Here is a 21,995-nt window from a genome sequence, read left to right on the forward strand (position 1 = left end):
TTAGTCTTAGAATGTTAGATTAATACCTGCTGAAAATTGCTTAGAGTTTGGATAAGCACCATAAGTACTTTCTCCCACACTTAAGACTTCAGGATCTATGCCATTGAACTTTGTAAAAGTGGCTAAGTTGATTCCTTGTGCATAAATCCTTGCTCTTTTCATCCCTATTTTATTCGCAATTGCCACTGGCAAAGAATAATTCAAGGTCACCTGCTTTAATCTGATATATCCACCGTCATTGATCAATCTGGTGGAAGTTGTGCCTATACTTGAGGTACCGGGCTCCTGGCCTCCTTCATATGGCTTTGGTGTTTTGGTAATATCCCCAGGTTCCCTCCAGTAATCTAACTGGGAAACAGACTGATTATCCGGGCTTGAACCGGCGTAAGCTATATTGTACAAATCCTGATTAAACACCTTGTTTCCAAATTGATATTGGAAAAATACTTCCAAGGAAACTGGGCCATAACTAAATGAATTAGACAGACCACCATAACTGCTTGGTAAACCACTGCCTATATATCTTAATGATGATTCTCCGGCGATATAAGTATATTCTCCATTTTCATCCTCATACATTACCCTACCATTTGCAGGATTAACTCCCAAAAACTGATTGGAGTACAAGAAATTAATTGGTCTTCCCACTATTAGATCATTACCTATCCTATCCAATCCATCATAAAGCTCCAGCAATTCATTTTCCAAGAAAGTTACATTAAATGCCGTATTCCATTGAAAATCTCCAGAAACAACATTCACTGTTTGTAAGTCAATATCGATCCCTTGATTCCTTACTTTTCCTGAATTTCTTGTAATTGTCTTAAATCCTGCATCGATTGGAAGTGGTGTATCCAAAAGCAATGCATTGGAATTCTTCCTCCAAAAATCAACTGTACCGATGATACGACCATTAAACAAAGTCCAATCCAATCCTATATTAAAGGTCTCTGCCTCTTCCCAAGTCAATAAATCATTACCTAATTGGGACACCCTCAAAGAACCATTGCCTAGGTATTGCCCTGCACTACCCACTAAGGTCCTGGAAGCAAAATTGGCAATATCAGAGTTACCGGTGACACCATAAGATGCTCTCATCCTTAAATTGTCTATCCAATCCATATCCTGAAGAAAATCTTCTGATGAGATCCTCCAGCCAGCAGAGAAGGCATAAAATGTTCCCCATTTGTATTCTGATCCAAATCGAGAATTACCATCTCTTCTAAGGATTACCTCCGCATTGTATCGGTCATCATAATCATATTTGGCCTGTCCAAAAATACCTGCACGCTTATATTCTGTATAATTACCGTTCACGTCAAATGGCGTAGCAGCATTTTGTAGATACCTTAATGTAGGATTTGCAAAGCCCCGACCTGTGGCTGAGCTCAACTCATCCTGAGCACCCTTATACTCAAAACCTAATACACCTGAAACATTATGAACATCTTCAAAACTTTTATTAAAATTGAAGTTATGGTTAGTATTAAAGTTATTATACCTCCTGTCTGTATAAGACGCAGACCCTCCATAAGATGAAAAAGCAGGAATTGTAGAAGGCCGATTGTTTTCATCCCGATTATCCGTAAAATCGATACCCGCATAGGATGTAAAACTCAACCATGGCGTAAACTGATAATTTAAGGATAAATTGGACACGGACTGAACAGTAGTCGCACGTCTCAATTCCTCATAAACACCTTGAATAATATTATATCCAAAAAGGTGGTCAGAAGGATATAATGCAAACTCACCTTCCTCATCATATATCGGTGCATTTGGTCTAGCTGAATAGCCAGCCACGAAAGGTCCATTCACGAAATTACCTCTGTCAATAGTCCCGTTGGTCCTTTGATAGGCCAATGATAAATTAGCTGTTATGGTGAACTTGTCATTCGGACGGTGAGTCAGGTTTAACCTACCTGTTCCCCGCTTGTAATCTGACTGTATGATTTGACCTTCCTGAGCGGTATAAGAACCGGAAAGATAAAAAGTAGTCTTTTCATCACCGCCGGAAACAGAAAGATCATATATACTCAATCTGGCATTGTCACGATAAAGTGCATCAACCCAATCTATAGATTCAAGATCTGGATCCTCTGGATTACCATAAATAGCTGCTGCATCATTTGGATCTAACCCTGCATTAACATAAGATGCACGTTTGATGGTAGCTAATTCTCTCGCATTCATTACATCATACAAACCTAAAGGCTGTACTATCCCCTCTTGAACTGAAAGCGAAACATCGGTTTTACCTTCCCGACCTCTTTTGGTTGTAATTAAAACCACTCCATTGGCTGCTTGCGCTCCATATATCGCAGCAGCTGCTGCATCTTTCAAAACTTCTATGGACTCAATATCATTTGGGTTAATAGCTGCAAGACCATTTTGACTTCCTTGGCCAGAAACACCTCCCGCTGTCAACTGTACCCCGTCCACTATATATAATGGCGAGTTACCTGCATTGATAGATCCTGTTCCTCGAATTCTTACATTCAATGTACCACCAGGCTGACCACTTCCTGAGGTCACTTGCACACCTGCTATTCTACCCTGCATAGCCCTATCAAAAGACTGCATTGGAAGATTAGCAAACACTTCACCTTTTACAGAAGCAATAGCGCCTGTAATTTCCCTTTTCGACTGATCTCCATACGATGTGATCACAAACTCTGACAATGTTTGTACATCCGGTTCTAACTCAACATTAATAATTGACTTATTTCCGATTGGAACTTCAATCGACTTCATCCCTACGAAACTAAAAATAAGGACAGTGCTACCAGATGGTACATTAATGGAATACTCCCCATCAAGATCTGTAGCAACTCCTACTGTAGTCCCTTTTACAAGAACCGTAGCACCTGGAATGACTTCTCCGTCAGATACGGAAGACACCACCCCTGTGACAGTACGGCTTTGACCGTATACCATGGCACAAGCCACAAGGAATACCAGTCCTAGCAGTAAAATTTTCTTCATGATAAATAATTTTATTTTGGTTTAACATCTATAAGATAGCTTATTATCTCCTAATAATCCAACATCAAACCCCAATTTCAACAAACTTAAAAAATCAATGATTCCACAAAAAACTAATCCAAACTACAAAAACAGAATTTTATTTCGAAATAGAAACTAAAACAAAAACATAACTTACAACTATTTGAACTCATCTAATTACTAAAACAATTACAATTACCAAATAATATTTCAACCATAAATACCAACAAAGCACCATTTAGAACATATTTAAGATCAAACTGCAACAAACTATTTTAAAATCTAAAAAATATTTAAATAATCCTTTTTTCGAACCCATCAGCAACGCAATAAAAAGCACAAATCATTGAAAAACAACAAATTAAATCTGACCCAGTTGTGTAATCAAAAAAAAATTAGAAGCTAAATAAAACGTACAAAAAAGCATACCACATAAACCAACGAAAATTTTTTTCAAAAATTTAGTTGATTACAATTTCAATCCTTCGGTTTTTTGCCCTGTTAGACTGACTCGAATTAGGCACCAAAGGCTTTTTATCCCCCCAACCCATTACTTCTAACCTGGAACTGGAAATTCCATTTTCAACTAAATAAGCTTCCACACTTTTAGCTCTACGCATACTCAAGTCCTGATTATAGCTTTCTTCCCCAATATTATCAGTATGCCCCTCAATAACAATACTCACCTGATCATTCTCCAAAAGAAACTTCTTTAATCGAGACAAGGAACTTTTAGATTCAGGCCTCAATTCAGATTTATCGAAATCAAAAAATACATTTTCAAATAGAAACTGTTCACCTTTGGCTACTGGTTTAAGGCCAATTTCCATGTTCTTTATATCCTTTAAACTATCCTTCTCCACATTATAAATCTTTGGCAAAAACCCTTTCTTTTCCACATAAAGTCCAGAAAAAGCCTTGTCCGGATAGATCATCATGAATTTCCCTGAATCCCCACTTGATCTAAACTCATAAAGCGTACTATCATTTTCCAAGTTCACTAAGGCCAAGGAAGCTACTATGGGCTTTCCGGTCTTTTCGTTCATCACCTTTCCTCCTGTGACTATCAACCTTTCCCCTAAATCAATTTCTTGTGGAAAGTTAAAACGATACAAATAGGATCTATCTAAAACCCCATTTCGTATAGAATTCTCAGTGTAATAGGCATAATCTCTCTGGGCAGTAATAAACAAAGCCAATTGATCCCTTTGATCATTTATCGGATATCCAAGATTATCAGGAATTTCGAATTCCCCTTTATTTATTTTACTACTAAACAGGTCCATTCCTCCAAAACCCAAATGCCCGTCTGATGCAAAAAACAACAACTCATTATTGAAATACAAGAATGGAGACACTTCATCAAACTTGGTATTTACTACTTCCCCCACATTCACGGGCACAGACCAAAGACCGGTATTTGTTCTCATGGAATAATAAATATCATTCCCACCAAATCCTCCTCGCCTATTGGATGAAAAGAAAAGAATACTGCCATCTGCTGATAATGAGGGCTGTGAATCCCAATACCTGGAATTCACCTTCTCTCCCATATTTTTGGGCTTCTGCCATTTGCCATCCACCCTATAAGCTATGTATAAATCACAAGAGCCATAAGAGTCCGGTGCATCACAGCTGGTATAGATTAATATATTCCCATCAGCAGAAATCGTACATGTCCCCTCATTGTACATTGTATTAATATTTTTCCCTAAGGCCTCAGGACTAGACCAACTCATCCCATCCCATGATGAGGTAAAAATATCTTCATGGTCCGTTCGGGCGACACCATCTCGTTTTGTAAACAATATCTGTTTGCTATCAGCTGTTAAAACAGGAAAATATTGTTGATGAAACTCGTTGAGTGGTACAGGCAGCTTTTCCTTATCAATCTCCTTGGCTATTTTCATCTCTTCTTTGATAAAGGCCAGTTGCTCCTCCATTTCTTTAAAAGCATAAGAAGTCTTTAGACTACTGGAGAAATACTGCTGGGATTCTTCAAACTTTTGAATGGCCTGATTGAAATCTCCAGACTTTAAATAAATATTGGTGATCAACCATGCAAAATTGGCCTTATGTTCTATATTTCCTGCACTTTTAATATCCCCATTTATAGCCACCTGAAGTGCTTCAGAATAATCACCTCGGTTGAGTAATAACTGAGACCATTTTTTATAGGCCTCTAAAAAATGGCCATTTCTTTTTACCGCTAACTCAAATTTCTCAATCGCTTGATCATATCTTCGCCTCAAAGCCAAGTCTTCCCCCTCTTGGTAAAGCTTAATGGCTCTCCTATCATCAACGGAATACGCTTGTCCGTAAAGATTAAAACTGATAAATATAAAAAAAAGGACTATTTGGGTTGTTCGCATTTATTTATGGTATATCCATAAATTTATGAGTTTGGAGCGAAATATTCCAATCTGGATGACTTTTTACGTAATTAATTATTTCGTTGGTATACTTTTCAGATTTGCTCCACTCCGGTTGAAGGAGTTTTTTGCAGCTTTTTGACACCTTAGCAGCATGTTTCTCTGCAAAATCAAAATCACTTTTATGAAAAACAATCACTTTGAGCTCATTTGCCCTTTCAAAAATACTCTCATGGGGCTCCTTAAATTTCTTGGGTGAAAAACATACCCAATCAAAATCACCAGAAAATGGATGAGCACCACTGGTTTCGATATTGGTAGTAAAACCTTTCTCTTTTAGTAAAGACGTCAGTGGATTTAAATCATACATCAAAGGCTCCCCTCCTGTAATTACCACCAATCTCCCTGGATGCTCCAATGCCCCTTGTACAATTTCCTCTATAGAAAGTACTGGCCACTTACCCGCTTCCCATGATTCTTTTACATCACACCAAACACAACCTACATCACAGCCTCCCAAACGAATAAAGTAAGCTGGGTGTCCTGTAAATGTCCCTTCTCCTTGAATGGTGTAAAACGCCTCCATTACTGGAAGCTTCAATCCTTTTTCCACTAACACTTTCTCTTCCATAATAATTTTTGATTGAGCGGGTAATTGAACCGCTAAATATTTAGGCCTTTGCCCTTTTATATAAAAAGCAGGCTTTATAACCAGAAGGTTCCTCCCAATTATAAAGCCCGCCATTAATTACATTGATTAAGAATAAACCTTTTTCTCAGCTGACTGCAATGTATTATAAAGTAATGAAGCAATGGTCATCGGACCAACACCTCCAGGAACAGGAGTAATAGCTGAAACTTTTTCAGCAACTTCATCAAATTTCACATCACCAATCAAACGGAAACCGCTCTTCTTGCTTGCATCTTCAATTCTGTGAATCCCAACATCCACTACCACAGCCCCATCTTTAACCATATCTGCTGTTACAAACTCAGGCTTACCAATCGCTACGATAAGAATATCCGCTGTTTTGGTAATTTCCTTTAAGTTTTGAGTTCTACTATGCGTCAAGGTAACGGTACAGTTTCCTGGATTTCCATTTCTGGCCATCAAGATGCTCATTGGTGAGCCCACAATATGGCTTCTTCCGATAACCACACAGTGTTTACCAGAAGTTTCCACATTATATCGCTTAAGCAACTCTACAATTCCATAAGGTGTCGCTGCCACATAAGTAGGCCAATTCAAAGCCATTCTCCCTACATTAGCAGGAGTAAATCCATCCACATCTTTTTCAGGCTTGATTTTAGCCGTTACTTTCTCCACCGAGATATGATCAGGCAATGGCAATTGAACGATCAATCCATCAATATCTGGATTTTCATTGATATCTTCTACCGCTTTTAGCAGCTCCTCTTCAGAAACACTATCTTCCAGTCTTACCAATGTGGAATCAAAACCCACAAACTCACAAGCCTTCACCTTAGCACCTACATAAGTTTGACTGGCTCCATCGTTACCCACCAAGATAGCAGCCAAATGAGGCGTTTTTCCACCTTCTTTTTTGATTTCCTTAACTCGGTCAGCAATTTCGTTTTTAATTTCCGCTGATATTTTTTTACCGTCTATTATTGTAGGCATAATTTTTTATTTAAGTGAGAAGGTCGAAGTGGGAATTTCACAGCCCACTTATTAGTCCCAATTTTTATCCAATTTAATATCTTAAAGCCATTTTGTTTTTCAAGATCAAGGCTTCTAATCCCAACCGATTTTAAGTCTAACGTCTTATATCTAGCTTCTTCTAATCTAATTTCAGTACTGCCATAAATGCCTCTTGAGGTACTTCCACGTTTCCTACCTGTCTCATACGCTTCTTACCTTTCTTCTGTTTTTCAAGTAGTTTACGCTTACGTGAAATATCACCACCATAACACTTGGCCAATACATTTTTACGCATGGCTTTTACCGTCTCTCTGGCAATAATCTTTGTACCAATAGCAGCTTGGATTGCAATTTCAAACATCTGACGTGGTACTAATTCCTTCAGTTTCTCACAAAGTCGCTTACCCCACTCATAGGCTTTATCCCTATGCACTACAGCAGATAAAGCATCTACCACTTCACCATTTAGCATTACATCCAAACGCACCATATGAGAAGGTTTATTTTCCTTTAACTCATAATCCAATGAAGCATAGCCCCTGGAAATGGTCTTCAGCTTATCGAAGAAATCAAATACAATCTCAGCAAGTGGCATATCAAAGGACAACTCTACCCTGTCTGCAGTCAAGTAAACCTGGTTTCTGATCTGCCCCCGCTTTTCCATACACAGCTGTATAACAGGCCCTACATAGTCGGACTTGGTAATAATTGATGCATGTACAAACGGCTCCTCAATATGCTTAAACAGGTTAGGGTCAGGCATATCAGATGGTGCATTAATTAGCTTATACTCCCCATCATTCATCAGGGCTTTAAACTGAACTGATGGTACGGTTGTAATCACCGTCATATCAAATTCACGCTCCAAACGCTCCTGAATTATCTCCATATGAAGCATTCCTAAGAATCCACAACGGAAACCAAAGCCCAATGCTGCAGAGGTCTCAGGTTCCCAAACCAAGGAAGCATCATTTAACTGAAGCTTTTCCATGGATGCCCTTAGCTCCTCAAACTCAGTAGTATCAACAGGGTAAATCCCCGCGAACACCATTGGCTTGACGTTCTCGAAACCTTGGATAGCGGTGGAACAAGGTCTTTTTATATGGGTAATGGTATCCCCCACCTTTACTTCCTTAGCCACCTTGATACCTGAAATCAAATAACCTACATTCCCCGCACTTATCGAGTCTTGTGGCTTTTGTTGTATACCTAAAATGCCGATTTCATCAGCATCATATTCTTTTCCGGTATTGACAAACTTAATTTTATCCCCCTTCTTAATGGTTCCATTGAATACTCGGAAAAGTACTTCTACACCACGAAAAGGATTATAAACAGAGTCAAAAATCATGGCCTGCAATGGTTCATCAACATCCCCCTTAGGCGCAGGTACTTTCTCAACTACTGCATTCAAAATATCTTCTATACCCAAACCTTCTTTTCCAGACGCATGGATAATATCCTCTTTGTCACATCCAATCAAATCCATCACCTCATCTGCCACCACCTCAGGATCAGCTCCAGGAAGGTCAATTTTATTCAATACTGGAATAATCTCAAGATCATGTTCCATCGCCAAATAAAGATTGGAAATAGTCTGGGCTTCCACTCCTTGTGAGGCATCTACAATCAATAAAGCCCCCTCACAGGCAGCAATTGAACGAGAGACCTCATAAGAGAAATCCACGTGACCTGGAGTATCAATCAAGTTCAAGGTAAACTCCTCTCCCTTATAATTATATTTCATTTGGATGGCATGAGACTTAATGGTAATCCCTCTCTCACGCTCTAGATCCATATTATCCAACAACTGATCTTGCATCTCCCTTTCAGTCACCGTATTGGTGAACTGCAGTAGACGATCCGCCAATGTACTCTTCCCATGATCAATATGGGCTATGATACAGAAATTTCTTATTTTTTGCATATCCATTCTGAGGGCAAAAATAGTAAATAGTTAGTGTTTTAATAGTATAGGATTGACATATTTATCATTAAGTGCCTTAATACCTGACATTCCTATCCCTGCGCTGGCTTTTCTATTAGCATTTTGGACTTGTTGAACCTTTTTAAGCTCCTTATCTTTGCAGCTTCAATGTCATTATCAAATCATGAAACAGCTAGCGGAAAAGAAAAAAGAGAAAAACATAGGTGAGTATATTGTTTATATGTACCAAATGGAAGACCTGATCAGATCTTACCAATTCAATATGGACGAAATCCGCCAATATGTTATTTCCCACTACCCTGTATCAGATAAGGAAAAAACTGAAATTACAGATTGGTTTCGCTATTTAGTACAGGAAATGCAGAATGAAAATATCCAGGAAACAGGTCATCTTTCTACTACTCAAAAGGAGGTGGACCACTTGGCCAATATTCATTGGAACCTGCTCAAGAATGACCAAGAATATTTTAAAATCTACAATGATGCTAAACCCCATATAATCGATGCAATTATGGCTGCTGAGGGGCAGGACTTGGGCCATGAAATTCAAATTTGTATAAACGGAGTTTATGGACTCCTCCTGTGTCGGCTCACTGGAAAAAAATTAAGCCCTGAGCAGGAAAAATCTGCTCATGCTTTTGGAAGCGTCTTAAGCTACCTCAATCTTGCCTATATGGAAGAAAAGAAAGATCAATAACATTTGATCTATATAGATAAGAGAGCCTGAATAACAGTTTATTCAGGCTTTTCACTTCTTAAAATTCCATCACTTCGTAAATGCTCTTATAAAAACCATTTTCAGTAACGAAATCTAAATATTGCTGATAAAATGGATGAGCACTCAAAGTAGCACTATCTCCGACAACTATCAATTTACGCTTGGCCCTGGTCAATGCCACATTCATCCTCCTGGTATCAGCTAGAAAGCCTATTTCACCTTGCTCATTGGACCGCACCAAACTGATCAAAATAACATCCCTTTCCTGTCCTTGAAAACCATCGATAGTCCCTACGCTAATATTATCTCTTAATTCCCTTAATTGGTCAAACCCTGCTCCTTCCTCCAATAACTCGGCAAGTTTCTTAACTTGGGCTTTGTAGGGAGAAATAAGCCCAAAAGTATAGCCACTGGTTTTAAAAGCATCTATCCCTAATCTTCCAATTAGCTTTTCTAACATTCCTAGTGAAAATCTCGCCTCTTCTGTATTGAGTTTACTCAAGGAATCTTTCTCTAGGTGTTCAGTAAAGCCGCTTCCTGCAGTATCTATAAATTCAATAACCGGCTCTTCCTTAGCCAAACTGTGACTCAATGTATTTTCAGCAGCCTCCAATGCTTCATGATAAAAGTACTTACTTGAAAATTTCATGATCATCTCAGGCATTCTATATTGAAGCTCAAGCATTGAACTGGCCTCTTTCTGTCGTTTGATCACCTTTTCAAATAAAGTTTCACTTAAGCCTTCTTGACTGGCTTGATAAGATTTGATTGTTGGAGGAAGTTGACAGTGGTCTCCTGCCATAATCACCTTCTCCGCTTTCATTACCGGTATCCAAGTGGCAGGTTCCATTCCTTGACCTGCTTCATCGATAAAGACTACCGGAAATTTCATCCCCTTTAATACTGGATTATTCGCACCTACCAAGGTAGTTGCAACCACCTTGCTTTGCTGAAAAACATCAAATAGTATATAATCTTCTAAATGGGAAGCAGCCTCCTTTGCTTTACTGGCCTCTGCCATCAGGCGTTTTCTCTGTTCCCTTTCAGCATATCCAAAATGCCGCTTGTACTTCCTACCCATTCGCCTATACTCCTCCACCGATTTACGTAACTTTTTGAGGTCTTTGTAACTATTATGCGCAGCAATCTTAGCATCCAAAGTCTGCTCTAAAATCTGATCGTCCACTCTTGCTGGATGCCCTATTCTCAGTGTAGACACTCTATTAAGCGTTAATTTCTCAACCAAAAGATCTACAGCAGCATTGCTTGGGGCGCAAACCATCACCTGTGAGTGTTCTTTTAAAACCTCCTTGATCGCAGCCACAATAGTTGTGGTCTTTCCCGTACCTGGAGGGCCATGAACTATTGCCACATCCTGACCACTTAAAACCTTGCTTACCGCAGCATTTTGACTACTATTTAAGCTAGTAATATTTCCTTGATTTGAGTCACTCTTAAAAGCAGCTTGTTCCTCACCCAGTAACACATCCCTTAATTGTCCCAACCTCCCACTTTCAGCTTTTATTACACTATTCATGGCAAAGTCCATTTCTCTGTAACTGGCCTCATCAAAATGAAGGTCCACTCCCAACTTACCATCATGCAACCAGTCAGGCCATTCATTGCCCATAAGCGTAATGGTCATGGTATTCTTACGGACAAAATTCACAACGCCATTGACCCGAGGGGACTTCCCCTCTGTAAAGTTGGAAAACAAGGAAATAGATTTACCTGACTGAAAACTATGGGATTGACCACTTTCAGCTCTCTCCACTTCCAATATCAACCTCTCTCCCATACCTACTTTGGTTTTGATTACCTTAACAGGATACCAGCATATTCCTTCCTTTTTCTTATCCGAAAGGGAAGCACTGAGCGTTTTTATGCGGTATTGCTCCAAATCCTCTGCCCACTCTTTTTTCAAAAGTTGTAAAGTAAATTTTAATTCTTCCTGTATTTTCGACATCAATGGTTATTTTTAATAATCAAAGCTAATGTATTTGATTATTTCGCGAACCATTTAACCCTTTTTTCTATCTTGAATTTTTTAGCACACGCATATCTTTCATTTGATCATCCTAAGGTGCTTTTGGGCAACTTTATTGGGGACTTTGTCCGTGGAAATCTAGAGGATCAATTCGAACCCGGAATTGTTGCGGGAATCAAACTGCACAGGGAAATTGATGATTTCACCGACGGTCACCCTGTGGTAAAAGAGGCTCAGGAATTATTAAAGCCCCATTATAAAAGATATTCCTTGGTCATTACCGATGTTTACTTTGATTATTTCCTTAGCAAATATTGGAGTAGTTTTGATGACAGAAGTATTGAAGAATTCGCTGAATATGTCTATAATACCATCGAAAAAAATGACCATCTACTTCCACAAAGCTTCATGTACTTATTTCATTATATGAAAAAAGACAATTGGCTGGTAGCTTATGGTACTATTGAAGGAATGAAAGCTTCCTTAACGGGCATCTCCAAACACACTAAGTTTGATTCTAAAATGGAAACAGCCCATTTATTTTTAAAAGAAAACGAAGCAAAGCTTAAGACGTATTTTGATGCTTTCTTTCCTGATTTGGTTAAATTTGCCAAAGGAAAACTTGAAGAGCTATTAAAAGATTATGATTCAATGTAAACCAAAAAGAGCCACCTATATATCGCTAAGCGCCATAGTGATTATCCTTATTTCTGGGCTCAGTTATATTCTCAATGACTTTAGCACCTCCAGGTCCTATGGGTTATTTTTCTACTTGATCAGTGCTGCATTGCTTACAGTGGTTATTTTATTGATCCTCGTCAAAATGATGGCTGGTTACCGCTTTATCAATGCTGGAAAGAGTCAGATTGAGGTTAAATTACCTCTTAAAGGATTTAAAAAACTTTATAGCCTTAATCAAATACTGGCATGGCAAGAAGAAATCATTATCACTAATAAAAAAGAGTTCAGACAAATAACCATTGCTTTTGAGGATAAAACCTCGATTAGTCTCAGTAATCATGAACATACTTCCTATCTGGAACTCTATAAATATCTCATGAAAAAAATTCCCAAGAAAAAAGTAAAAGCTTAAAAAAAAGCCTTCTGAACTTGAATCAGAAGGCTTTTTCCTTATATGTAACCCTTAATGTTGCCAATCGTATTGGTCAAGGTTTTCCAAGCAAGCATTTAGTAATTCTATACTTGCAGCGATATCATCCTTGTTGGCCATTTCAATCACTTGATGTAAATGCCTGGTCGGAATAGATATGGCGCCAGCTATAGCCCCCTGCTTACCCATCCTTTGCACACCAGCAGTATCAGTTCCTCCAGCAGTTAATATTTCAGGCTGCCATTTAATCCTTTTCTCAGCCGCTGTTTTCTTCATAAAGTCTACCATTCTATAATCACAGATAGTCATAGCATCCATTACTTTTATGGCTGTCCCTTTCCCCAACTCAGTGATTTTCTCATGGGCAGAGGCTCCTGGCACATCATAGGCAATGGTAGTATCCAAAGCTATCCCAAAATCTGGATCAACACCATGCGCCGCGACATTCGCACCCCTTAACCCTACTTCTTCCTGAACCGTAAAAGTCGCATATACATCATAAGGAGGATTCTTGATGCTCTTTAGGGCTTCTAACAAAATGAAGACTGCTACCCTATTATCAATCGATTTACAGTTCACGCAATTCCCCATCTCCACTAATTCTCGATCTCTGGTAACTGGATCGCCGATAGTAATATACTGCTCCACTTCCTCCTTGCTCATCCCAAGATCAATAAAATAATCCGTAGTTTTAGGAAGTTTATTTCTCTCTTCAGGCGTCATTACATGAATAGGCTTACTCCCCATCACACCAACCAAATCTTTCTTTCCATGAACGATCACACGCTGCGCTGTCAAGGTTTTCGGGTCAAAACCTCCCAAGGTATGAAATCTTAAAAAGCCATTGTCATCGATATGAGTGACAATAAACCCAATTTCATCCATATGAGCAGCCACCATGACTTTTTTGTCTTCAGGATTATTGACGCCTTTTTTTATGGCAATGACATTTCCCAAATTATCCACATTAACCTCATCGACCAGTGGAGTCACTTGTTCAATCACCAAATCCCTAATTCTTTTTTCAAAACCGGGTGCTCCGGCTATTTCACAAACTTGCTTTAAAAGTCCTGTATTTATACTCATATTATTATTGAAATTAAGATGAGAAACTTAAGTTTTATGGCCATAAAGCCAAAAAAGGCCATCAGTTAAAATGGCCTTTATAAAATTCAGTTTAATATATTTTAATATGCTCTTACAGCTTTTCCTTCCATAAAATTAACAAAGGATTTATTTACCACTCGCATACCTCCTGCTGTAGGAAAATCACCTGTAAAGTACCAATCACCAAGATGTTCAGGGCAAGACTTGTTCAGGTTCTCTACCGTCTGATAAATCACTTTAACTTCAGCTTTAATCTGATCTCCTGTAATAATATCTGCAATCTTATCTGATATTTCTTGTGGGGTGAATTGATTGTAAACTTCTTTCACAAAATTCTCACCGGCATTTGGCTGCGCATTACATTTTTCATAAACCTCATCCAAAATATATTGCTGACCTGTCTCCTCCAACAATTTCAAAGCTGCTCTAAAAGCAATGAATTCCTTCATCTTGGACATATCTATACCATAACAATCAGGGAATCTAATTTGTGGGGCTGAAGAGACGACGATAATTCGCTTAGGATTTAATTTATCCAAAGTGGTCAAAATACTCTTTTCCAAAGTCGTACCGCGGACAATACTGTCATCCAAAACTACAATGGTATCCACCTCAGGTCTGATCACTTCGTAGGTGGTATCATAGACATTGGCCACCATCACATCCCTATCATTATCATTGGTAATAAATGTCCTTAATTTCACGTCCTTATTAACCAGCTTTTCAACTCTTGGTCGGAAATTAAGCAATTCTTCCACATCACCTAAATGTGGCTTACCATCTAACAATATCTCTCTTCTTTTAACACTCAGATAGTCCTCCAAACCTTCAATTAAGCCTAAGAAGGCTGTTTCTGCAGTATTTGGAATATAAGAAAAGACTGTATTCTTTAAATCGAAATCGATGGTTTTCAAAATTTGAGGGATAAGGGCCCTCCCTAACTGCTTACGTTCCCTGTAAATATCGGGGTCTGTACCTCTTGAAAAATAAATTCTTTCGAAACTACAAGATTTCTTTTCCAATGCTGGAATAATCTCATGTTCTCCGAATGATCCATCCTTGTTTACAATCAAAGCGTTGCCAGGTTGTATTTCCTTGATGGCATTATAATCAATATTGAAAGCTGACTTGATCGCTGGTTTTTCTGAAGCAATCACCACAATCTCATCATCGGCATAGTAATAGGCTGGCCTGATCCCTGAAGGGTCTCTTACCACGAAACTTGCTCCATTTCCGATAATCCCCGCCATCGCATAACCGCCATCAAAATCCCTACAAGATCTTCTTAAGATACGGGCTACATCCAACTCTCTTTCAATTACCTCGGTAATTTCATTATTGGAGTATTCTTCTTTATACTTGTTAAAGATCCTTTGATTTTCCTCATCGACAAAGTGGCCGATTTTCTCCATCACCGTGACGGTATCTGTCTTTTCTTTAGGGTGCTGCCCCAATTCAACCAGCTTACCGAACAATTCCTCCACATTGGTCATATTAAAGTTCCCTGCCATGACCAAATTTCTACTTCTCCAATTATTCTGTCTTAGAAAAGGATGACAGGTTTCTATACTGTTCTCACCATGTGTACCGTACCTAAGATGACCTAGCCAGACCTCTCCGGAAAACGCCACATTGTCCTTTATCCACTGTTCATCTTTCAGCCCTTCTTCACCTCCAAGCTTCTTTGCTTTCTTATATTTCTTGGAAACTTTGGCAAAGATGGAGTTAACTGCCTGCGGGTCAATAGACCGATACCTACTGATGTATCGGGTTCCTGGTTTGCTATTGATCTTGATATTCGCAATACCTGCACCATCTTGCCCCCTGTTGATCTGCTTTTGCATAAGGACATATAGTCGGTTTGCAGCATACAAGGGAGTTCCGTACTTATCAATATAATATTGAAGAGGTTTGCGGAGCCTGATCATGGCAATCCCGCATTCGTGTTTGATTTGATCGCTCATCGAGTATTAGCAAGTAATATTTTAAGAAGCAAAGTTACATCTTTTTTATAACTTCCCCCACATTAACATGGGCTTTGATAACCTTATTTTGAAAAGAAAAATTCATTTTTTCAAAATATTAATTAGTAATAAAAAATTCAGGTAAACAAAATTTTGAAACATAGCAAAACAACCACTGCTTTATTTCCCCAAGCTTAACTAAACCTCGTTATAATTATTTAAAAAACCTCCATTATAAAACCCAGGAATTCATCATCAAAATCTACTTCAAAAAACAATCATTCCCAAAGCGGATATTTTTCCAAATTTACTTCCTTTCCAAAAAAAAGTTTGGTAGTGTTTTCAAACGAAGGAGTGTAGTCTGAAACCAAAAATCGATCCTTAAGTTTTTCTCCTTTATTCAATAGTCCAAGTGCTTCTAAAGAAGCATAAGTCGCTTTTGCAACCATTTCTGAACTATCAATCACCTCCACTTTACCATTATAAATACTTTCTATTTGGGATTTAATCAAAGGATAGTGTGTACATCCTAAAATCAGCGCATCCACATCTTTCAACTCAACCTCCTCCAAATAATTCTGTACGATCACCTGACTAATTTGATTATTATGAAAACCCTCCTCTATCATCGGCGCCAATAATGGAGTTGCCAAAGCCGAAAATTGAACACCTTTATTGAGTGCCTCTATCTTTTGTCTATATACTCCAGAATTCACCGTCTGTTTCGTACCTATCAAGCCCACTTTCTGCCCTCCATAATATTCAGACACATATTCTACTACTGGTTCAATTACATCAAAGACCTTTGCCCTGGAAGCCACATAAGCTTTTACCAATTCAAATGCTGCCGTGGATGCTGAATTACATGCTATAAGGATTGCTTTACACCTTGCCTTCAACAACACATCTGCTATCTTCACAGCATAGGCCTGGATAGAAGCAGTGCTTTTATCTCCATAAGGCAAATGAGCGGTATCTCCAAAATAAATCAATTGTTCATTGGGCATCAGGTCCTTCACTGCCCTGGCTACTGTTAAGCCACCAATACCACTATCAAAAATCCCTATTGGAGAGGATGATTCCATACTTTATCGATCAAGTTTAATTGCCAAATATAGCCATTCACTACAAAAAATAAGCCCTCAGGTGCACGTACCTGAGGGCAATTTGCAAGCAAAGAGTTAATTAATTTATTATTTATCTCAAATATAATTATTTAGGATCATTGTAAAAAAATTATCCATAACCTTTTACGCAGTCCATAGAACAGCTGAACCAAAGCCGTTATCTACAAACTGTGGGAAAAATTCCACACCACTTCTCCCCGAAGATGTTATACAATTACAAATAAGTTACTTTTACACCATTTTTTGCCATTGGTCTGATATTAGCCTTCCAAAACCTGTCATAAACATCTCTTTTATCAGAATTAAATATGCTTGACCAAAACAAACCCTAACGATTACCTGAAATGAAAACTTTAACACTACTCATAATTCCATTATTCCTATTTATAGGATGTACTAAGCCTTCAAAACTCCATCCATCAAATGACAGTATTTCAATTGCAACTTCATCTGCAGATTTGACACTAATATTGGAGCCAATTGAAACACATGAAATCCCAGTATTATTAGCAAAAAATATAGAAGCTGATTTAATCTTTTCAAACTTAAAATTGGTGGAAGCAAACATGCTTAAACTAAGCAGTAAAGTTTACTATGATTTAAAATTCGTTGACGAGGAGCAATTTGCCATAACCGCCACTTTTGACGAAAAAGGAAACATCATAAGCAATTAACAAACAAACGCTTACAGGAAACTCACTGTAAAAAACCCAAGAAAAACAGAATACAAAACACGATTTACTCACTTCAAAACACATTTTAAACCATTGGTAATAAAACAGTTAAGAAACCCATAAAAATCTTCCATTTTTATTAATAATAGCAAATATTTTATAGTTACTTTTGCAAGAACCCCAAAACACAACACTCTAACTATCAAGTAGTAACACCCATCTCTTCCTTTTAAAAACAGGGGCAGAAAATTAATTATTAACAAATAATCGTTGAGTCCAAGCTTTATGGCATAGTTTCGGCTTGTACCTGATTACTGATATAAAAGAAACCTATGGCTAAAGAAAAAATACTTCTCATTGAAGATGATTTAACCTATTCAAAAATCATAAAAAACTTCTTAGAGAAGCACCAGTTTACGGTTCATACCACCACTAGGATAAAAGACGCTTCCTCTGACATGGAAAAGGAAAATTATGACCTAGTGATCACTGATTACAGACTTCCAGATGGTACCGGAATGGAAGTTTTAGAGAATATCATTCATTCAGAAAAGGATACAAAGGTTATACTGATTACCAATTATTCTGATATCCGCACAGCAGTAAAGTCCATGAAACTGGGTGCATTTGAGTATATCACAAAACCAGTTAATCCCGACGAGTTACTTTCAACCGTTCAGGAAGCGCTTAAGGCCGCCCCAAAGAAACCAACTATCGAAGAAAGTCCCGCACCTACCCCTACAACTTCCAAAGGCACAACACAAAAGCAAACTGTTAGCACTCAATATGTGGTTGGAAAAAGCCCAGAATCCCAGCAGTTAGAACAATATATTTCTCTCGTCGCCCCCACAGAGATGAGTGTAATGGTATTGGGAGAAAGTGGTACAGGTAAGGAATTTATTTCAAAGAGAATACACGAAAAATCATCAAGAAAAAATGGCCCATTTGTCGCTATCGATTGTGGATCACTTTCTAAAGAGCTCGCTGGGAGTGAACTCTTTGGCCATGTAAAAGGATCATTTACAGGGGCTTTGGACAATAAAACAGGCCACTTCGAAACTGCCAATGGAGGCACCATATTCCTAGATGAAATCGGAAATCTAAGTTATGAAGTTCAGATAAAACTGCTTAGAGCTATCCAAGAGAGGAAAATCAAAAAAATCGGTAGCACCAAGGACATCCCAATAGATGTGAGGATAATCGTTGCAACCAATGAAGACCTTTCCCAAGCTTCAAAAACTGGAGAATTCAGAGAAGATCTATACCACAGGCTTAATGAGTTCAGCCTAAAGTCAACTCCATTGAGAGAGAGAACTGAGGATTTATTCCATTATGCGGATATCTTTCTTGAAGAAGCCAATGAGGACTTGAACAGAAATATAGAAGGCTTCTCACCTGAAGTCATCACAATATTCCAAAACTACAGCTGGCCAGGAAACCTACGAGAGCTCAAAAACATAATTAAAAGGGCTGTATTATTAACACCAGAAGGCACAATTCAGAAAGAAGCATTACCAGTTGATTTATTGGTCCCTGAAAGTTCTAGTAGCCATACCAGTGAAACAAAAGACCTAAAGTCTTCATTTGAAACTCAAGAGAAAGCGATGATCATCAAGACCCTTAGCGAGGTCAAATACAACAAATCAAGAGCCGCTAAGATCCTGAACATTGATAGAAAAACACTTTATAATAAAATAGAGAAATACGGGATTGATTAAACCCTTATCGAACTATTAATCAATTTTACTCATAAGTTGATATTCTTTAAGTATCCTATCTATGACTTGAAGCGTATCAACTTTTATTTTTTCAATCATTTCAGAGGCTTTTGAATGGTCTCCCTCTTTAAGATCATGTTCTAATCCCCTGGCTAAAGTGGCCGTTTTAATTTTCAACTGCCCTAATCGGCTTCCCAACTTATGGGCTATTTCCAACACTTCCGACCAGTCATTAACCTCACTAAATTTGTCGAGATCCACCAGATCATTACTGGTACTTATACAAAAATCAGTCAAGACCTCCTTCAACATTTCCTCATCATCCATACAAAACTTTCTAAGGTCTGAAGTATCATAACTTGACATTCCTGAAATACTTAAATCGGACGAGGGTTTGTTCAAAACCTTCGCTTTTGGTATTATCTCTAGGTTTAGGATCTCTCCTATCTTATTCAACAGATCCTCCTCTTTAAAAGGCTTCAATACAATGGCATCAAAGCCTACATTTGAGATTTCATCCTTCTCTTTTGCAAACACATTGGCGGTCATTGCTATGGCAGGGATATCTTGATACTTTTTATTTTCCCTAAGTAACCTTAAAACATCGTATCCACTAACTTCTGGCATTTGAATATCGATCAAAAAGATATCATAATCCTCATCAATGACACCATCCCTAATCTTTGTCCCTCCCTGCATAGCCTTAACAGTCGCTCCGTTGCTTTCCAATAACAATTTTGCAAATTTAAGCCCTACAGAATCATCATCCACAAGTAAAATATTAAGCTGACTAATATCAAAGGAAGTCTCATTATCAGCCGCTTTTTTCATTTCTGCTTCCACCAATTTAGACGGAATTCTCAATTGAATTGAAGTACCTTCTCCCACTTCACTCTTAAGTTCCATTTCGCCTTTTTGTAGCTCCAGCATTCGTTTCACTATCGTCAAACCTAACCCTGTACCTCCATATCTTCGGTTAATAGAACCATCTCCTTGATTGAACTCCTTAAAGATATTCTCTTTGAACTCCTCTGTCATTCCAATCCCGGTATCTTCAACTTTCATGGACAGAAAGCCTTTCTTTTCGAAGTCTATACTTACTTCCACCTTGCCATGCTCGGTAAACTTGAGGGCATTACTGATCAAATTATTCAAAATCTGACTGACTCTCAATTCATCCCCTACGATCCATTTATCCTTTGGCAAATTCACATTCCAGTTAAAATCAATTTGTTTTTCATTCGCCTTCAACTCAAAACTGTTTTTAATAGAATTGAAAAGTTTATGAGGATCAAATGGTGATTTTTCTATGGAAATCTTACCGGCTTCCAACTTGGAAAGGTCCAAGATATCATTTACTATACCCGACAAGGTTTCTGCAGCAAAGCCTACCATATTCACATAATCTTTCTGATCAGGGCTCATTGCCGTCTTTTTAATGGCTGCATTATAACCTTGGATGGCATGAAGTGGGTTTCTGATTTCATGGCTCATATTTGCCAAAAAATTCTGTTTGGCCTTTGCCAATTTATCGGACCTTTCCTTAGCCACCTCTAAATCTTCCCGATAGCTTTCATCTTTCCTAATCTCTGTAAGGATACTGTATATAAATGCTGAAGTCCCTAAAACTCCTACTAATATTAATACCCCCAAAAGAATAGAAACATCAAAAGCCAATTCATACAAAGAATCATTTTTCTGCTGGCTTTCTTTAATGGCATCCTCCTGAAGATTGGATATAAGTGACTGTATTTCTTCGATCAGTTCTTTGTTTTTCAAGGTGAGCTCCCCTTCCAAATTGGCCAGGCTCGACCTTAAATGCTGCTCCTGATAGTTGATATCTAATAAAAACTGTTTAACGGCATATAAAATAGAATCGGAAGTATTATTTCCTTCATAATCCACAGAATCATCATCTCCTGCCTGTGGCCTAAATTGCTGAAACATGCTTCGAAGGTTCTCCATTTCCTCCGAGGACATCAGGCTTCCATTTCCAGAATCAGCAGCACTTTTTTTACTATTGTTTAAATCAAATTCTACAGGCTTGGTCCGTCTGATTTTATGGTCAAACCTAATACGCCCCAAGCTTTGTAACCTATTGATCTCTTCTTGTCGCTTTATTTTTGTTTCTAAGCTTCTTAGGGCTTGCTGGCTAAAATTCCTATTAATCAGGTTTTTCTTTACATCTTTTAAACCATTATATACCACCACCAATTCATTGATATTAAAATTGATCTTTTTAAGGTGATTCAATTCTGCACTGTCATTGGCACTTTTCTCTAGGTATTCCAACCTTCCTTCTATAAGATCCAGGTAAGTTTCGGTCACCGTGGAATCACCCTGCGCCTTAAAATCACCCTTCACCTTATCGAGTTGGTAGACATCTGCCAATAAGGCATTCAGCTGCTGCACCCTGTCATTAGGCTCTGACAGGTTTTGGGCTGTATTCAATAATTTATCAATACTAAAATAGGTAATAGCACAAACGCTTAATACCAAAAAAATGGTCAACAAAAAGCCTAATACTACTTTTCTTCTGGCTTTATGGGTAGTTTCTTTCCTCTTCACAATTCTCTGATTTTCAACAAATTTCGCAACAA

15 protein-coding genes are annotated in these 21,995 nt (G+C 38.2%); 5 read left to right on the top strand and 10 right to left on the bottom strand.

The genetic code is table 11. The features are described 5' to 3' along the window. Window positions 1-6: 6 nt before the first annotated feature. From H7U17_RS18730 to lepA, 5 genes are all read right to left on the bottom strand, one after another. A complete protein-coding gene (locus tag H7U17_RS18730) occupies window positions 7-2,985 on the bottom strand; it encodes a SusC/RagA family TonB-linked outer membrane protein (RefSeq protein ID WP_186758381.1) in 2,979 nt (992 codons plus the stop codon). Window positions 2,986-3,467: 482 nt separating this feature from the next. After that, on the bottom strand, window positions 3,468-5,378 hold the full coding sequence (locus H7U17_RS18735) for an OmpA family protein (RefSeq protein WP_186758382.1): 1,911 nt from the start codon (window positions 5,376-5,378) through the stop codon (window positions 3,468-3,470). A 4-nt stretch (window positions 5,379-5,382) separates the two neighbouring features. Next, window positions 5,383-6,009, bottom strand: coding sequence for a 7-carboxy-7-deazaguanine synthase QueE (locus H7U17_RS18740; RefSeq protein ID WP_186758383.1), 627 nt, complete (start codon window positions 6,007-6,009; stop codon window positions 5,383-5,385). A gap of 126 nt (window positions 6,010-6,135) precedes the next feature. Further along, window positions 6,136-7,020, bottom strand: a complete 885-nt coding sequence (gene folD, locus H7U17_RS18745; RefSeq protein ID WP_186758384.1) for a bifunctional methylenetetrahydrofolate dehydrogenase/methenyltetrahydrofolate cyclohydrolase FolD — start codon at window positions 7,018-7,020, stop codon at window positions 6,136-6,138. Window positions 7,021-7,180: 160 nt separating this feature from the next. Next, a complete protein-coding gene (gene lepA, locus H7U17_RS18750; protein WP_186758385.1) occupies window positions 7,181-8,974 on the bottom strand; it encodes a translation elongation factor 4 in 1,794 nt (597 codons plus the stop codon). Window positions 8,975-9,152: 178 nt separating this feature from the next. On the opposite strand from lepA, the gene H7U17_RS18755 reads away from it, so the two are divergent. Next, window positions 9,153-9,686, top strand: a complete 534-nt coding sequence (locus H7U17_RS18755; protein WP_186758386.1) for a DUF4924 family protein — start codon at window positions 9,153-9,155, stop codon at window positions 9,684-9,686. A gap of 58 nt (window positions 9,687-9,744) precedes the next feature. Here the strand turns inward: H7U17_RS18755 and H7U17_RS18760 are convergent, their stop codons facing one another. Next, entirely contained in the window at window positions 9,745-11,673 is a 1,929-nt protein-coding gene (locus tag H7U17_RS18760) for an AAA domain-containing protein (protein ID WP_186758387.1), read from the bottom strand. 72 nt (window positions 11,674-11,745) lie between these two features. Between H7U17_RS18760 and H7U17_RS18765 the strand changes: the two genes are divergently transcribed. Together H7U17_RS18765 and H7U17_RS18770 are read left to right on the top strand one after the other, a co-directional pair. Further along, on the top strand, window positions 11,746-12,351 hold the full coding sequence (locus H7U17_RS18765) for an acyl carrier protein phosphodiesterase (RefSeq protein ID WP_186758388.1): 606 nt from the start codon (window positions 11,746-11,748) through the stop codon (window positions 12,349-12,351). Next, window positions 12,338-12,787, top strand: coding sequence for a hypothetical protein (locus H7U17_RS18770; protein WP_186758389.1), 450 nt, complete (start codon window positions 12,338-12,340; stop codon window positions 12,785-12,787). Before H7U17_RS18765 ends, H7U17_RS18770 begins: the two co-directional genes overlap by 14 nt. A gap of 51 nt (window positions 12,788-12,838) precedes the next feature. Here H7U17_RS18770 and H7U17_RS18775 read toward each other — a convergent pair whose 3' ends face one another. From H7U17_RS18775 to murI, 3 genes are all read right to left on the bottom strand, one after another. Beyond that, window positions 12,839-13,891 carry a M42 family metallopeptidase gene (locus H7U17_RS18775; RefSeq protein WP_186758390.1) on the bottom strand — a complete coding sequence of 351 codons (1,053 nt, stop codon included), beginning with the start codon at window positions 13,889-13,891 and terminating at the stop codon, window positions 12,839-12,841. Window positions 13,892-13,992: 101 nt separating this feature from the next. Then, window positions 13,993-15,876, bottom strand: coding sequence for an amidophosphoribosyltransferase (locus H7U17_RS18780; RefSeq protein WP_186758391.1), 1,884 nt, complete (start codon window positions 15,874-15,876; stop codon window positions 13,993-13,995). 278 nt (window positions 15,877-16,154) lie between these two features. After that, on the bottom strand, window positions 16,155-16,961 hold the full coding sequence (murI, locus tag H7U17_RS18785; RefSeq protein ID WP_186758392.1) for a glutamate racemase: 807 nt from the start codon (window positions 16,959-16,961) through the stop codon (window positions 16,155-16,157). Window positions 16,962-17,347: 386 nt separating this feature from the next. Here murI and H7U17_RS18790 point away from each other — a divergent pair, with 386 nt between their 5' ends. After that, window positions 17,348-17,677: a hypothetical protein gene (locus H7U17_RS18790; protein WP_186758393.1), complete on the top strand. Its 330-nt coding sequence runs from the start codon at window positions 17,348-17,350 to the stop codon at window positions 17,675-17,677. 332 nt (window positions 17,678-18,009) lie between these two features. Beyond that, complete coding sequence (locus H7U17_RS18795; protein ID WP_186758394.1) at window positions 18,010-19,395, top strand: sigma-54-dependent transcriptional regulator; 1,386 nt, start codon at window positions 18,010-18,012, stop codon at window positions 19,393-19,395. Between the two features lie 15 nt (window positions 19,396-19,410). On the opposite strand, the gene H7U17_RS18800 is transcribed toward H7U17_RS18795, so the two are convergent. Further along, on the bottom strand, window positions 19,411-21,963 hold the full coding sequence (locus H7U17_RS18800) for a hybrid sensor histidine kinase/response regulator (protein WP_186758395.1): 2,553 nt from the start codon (window positions 21,961-21,963) through the stop codon (window positions 19,411-19,413). Between the last annotated feature and the right edge of the window lie 32 nt (window positions 21,964-21,995).

Origin of the sequence: Echinicola salinicaeni, from assembly GCF_014280965.1 — a bacterium.
GTDB lineage: Bacteria > Bacteroidota > Bacteroidia > Cytophagales > Cyclobacteriaceae > Echinicola > Echinicola salinicaeni.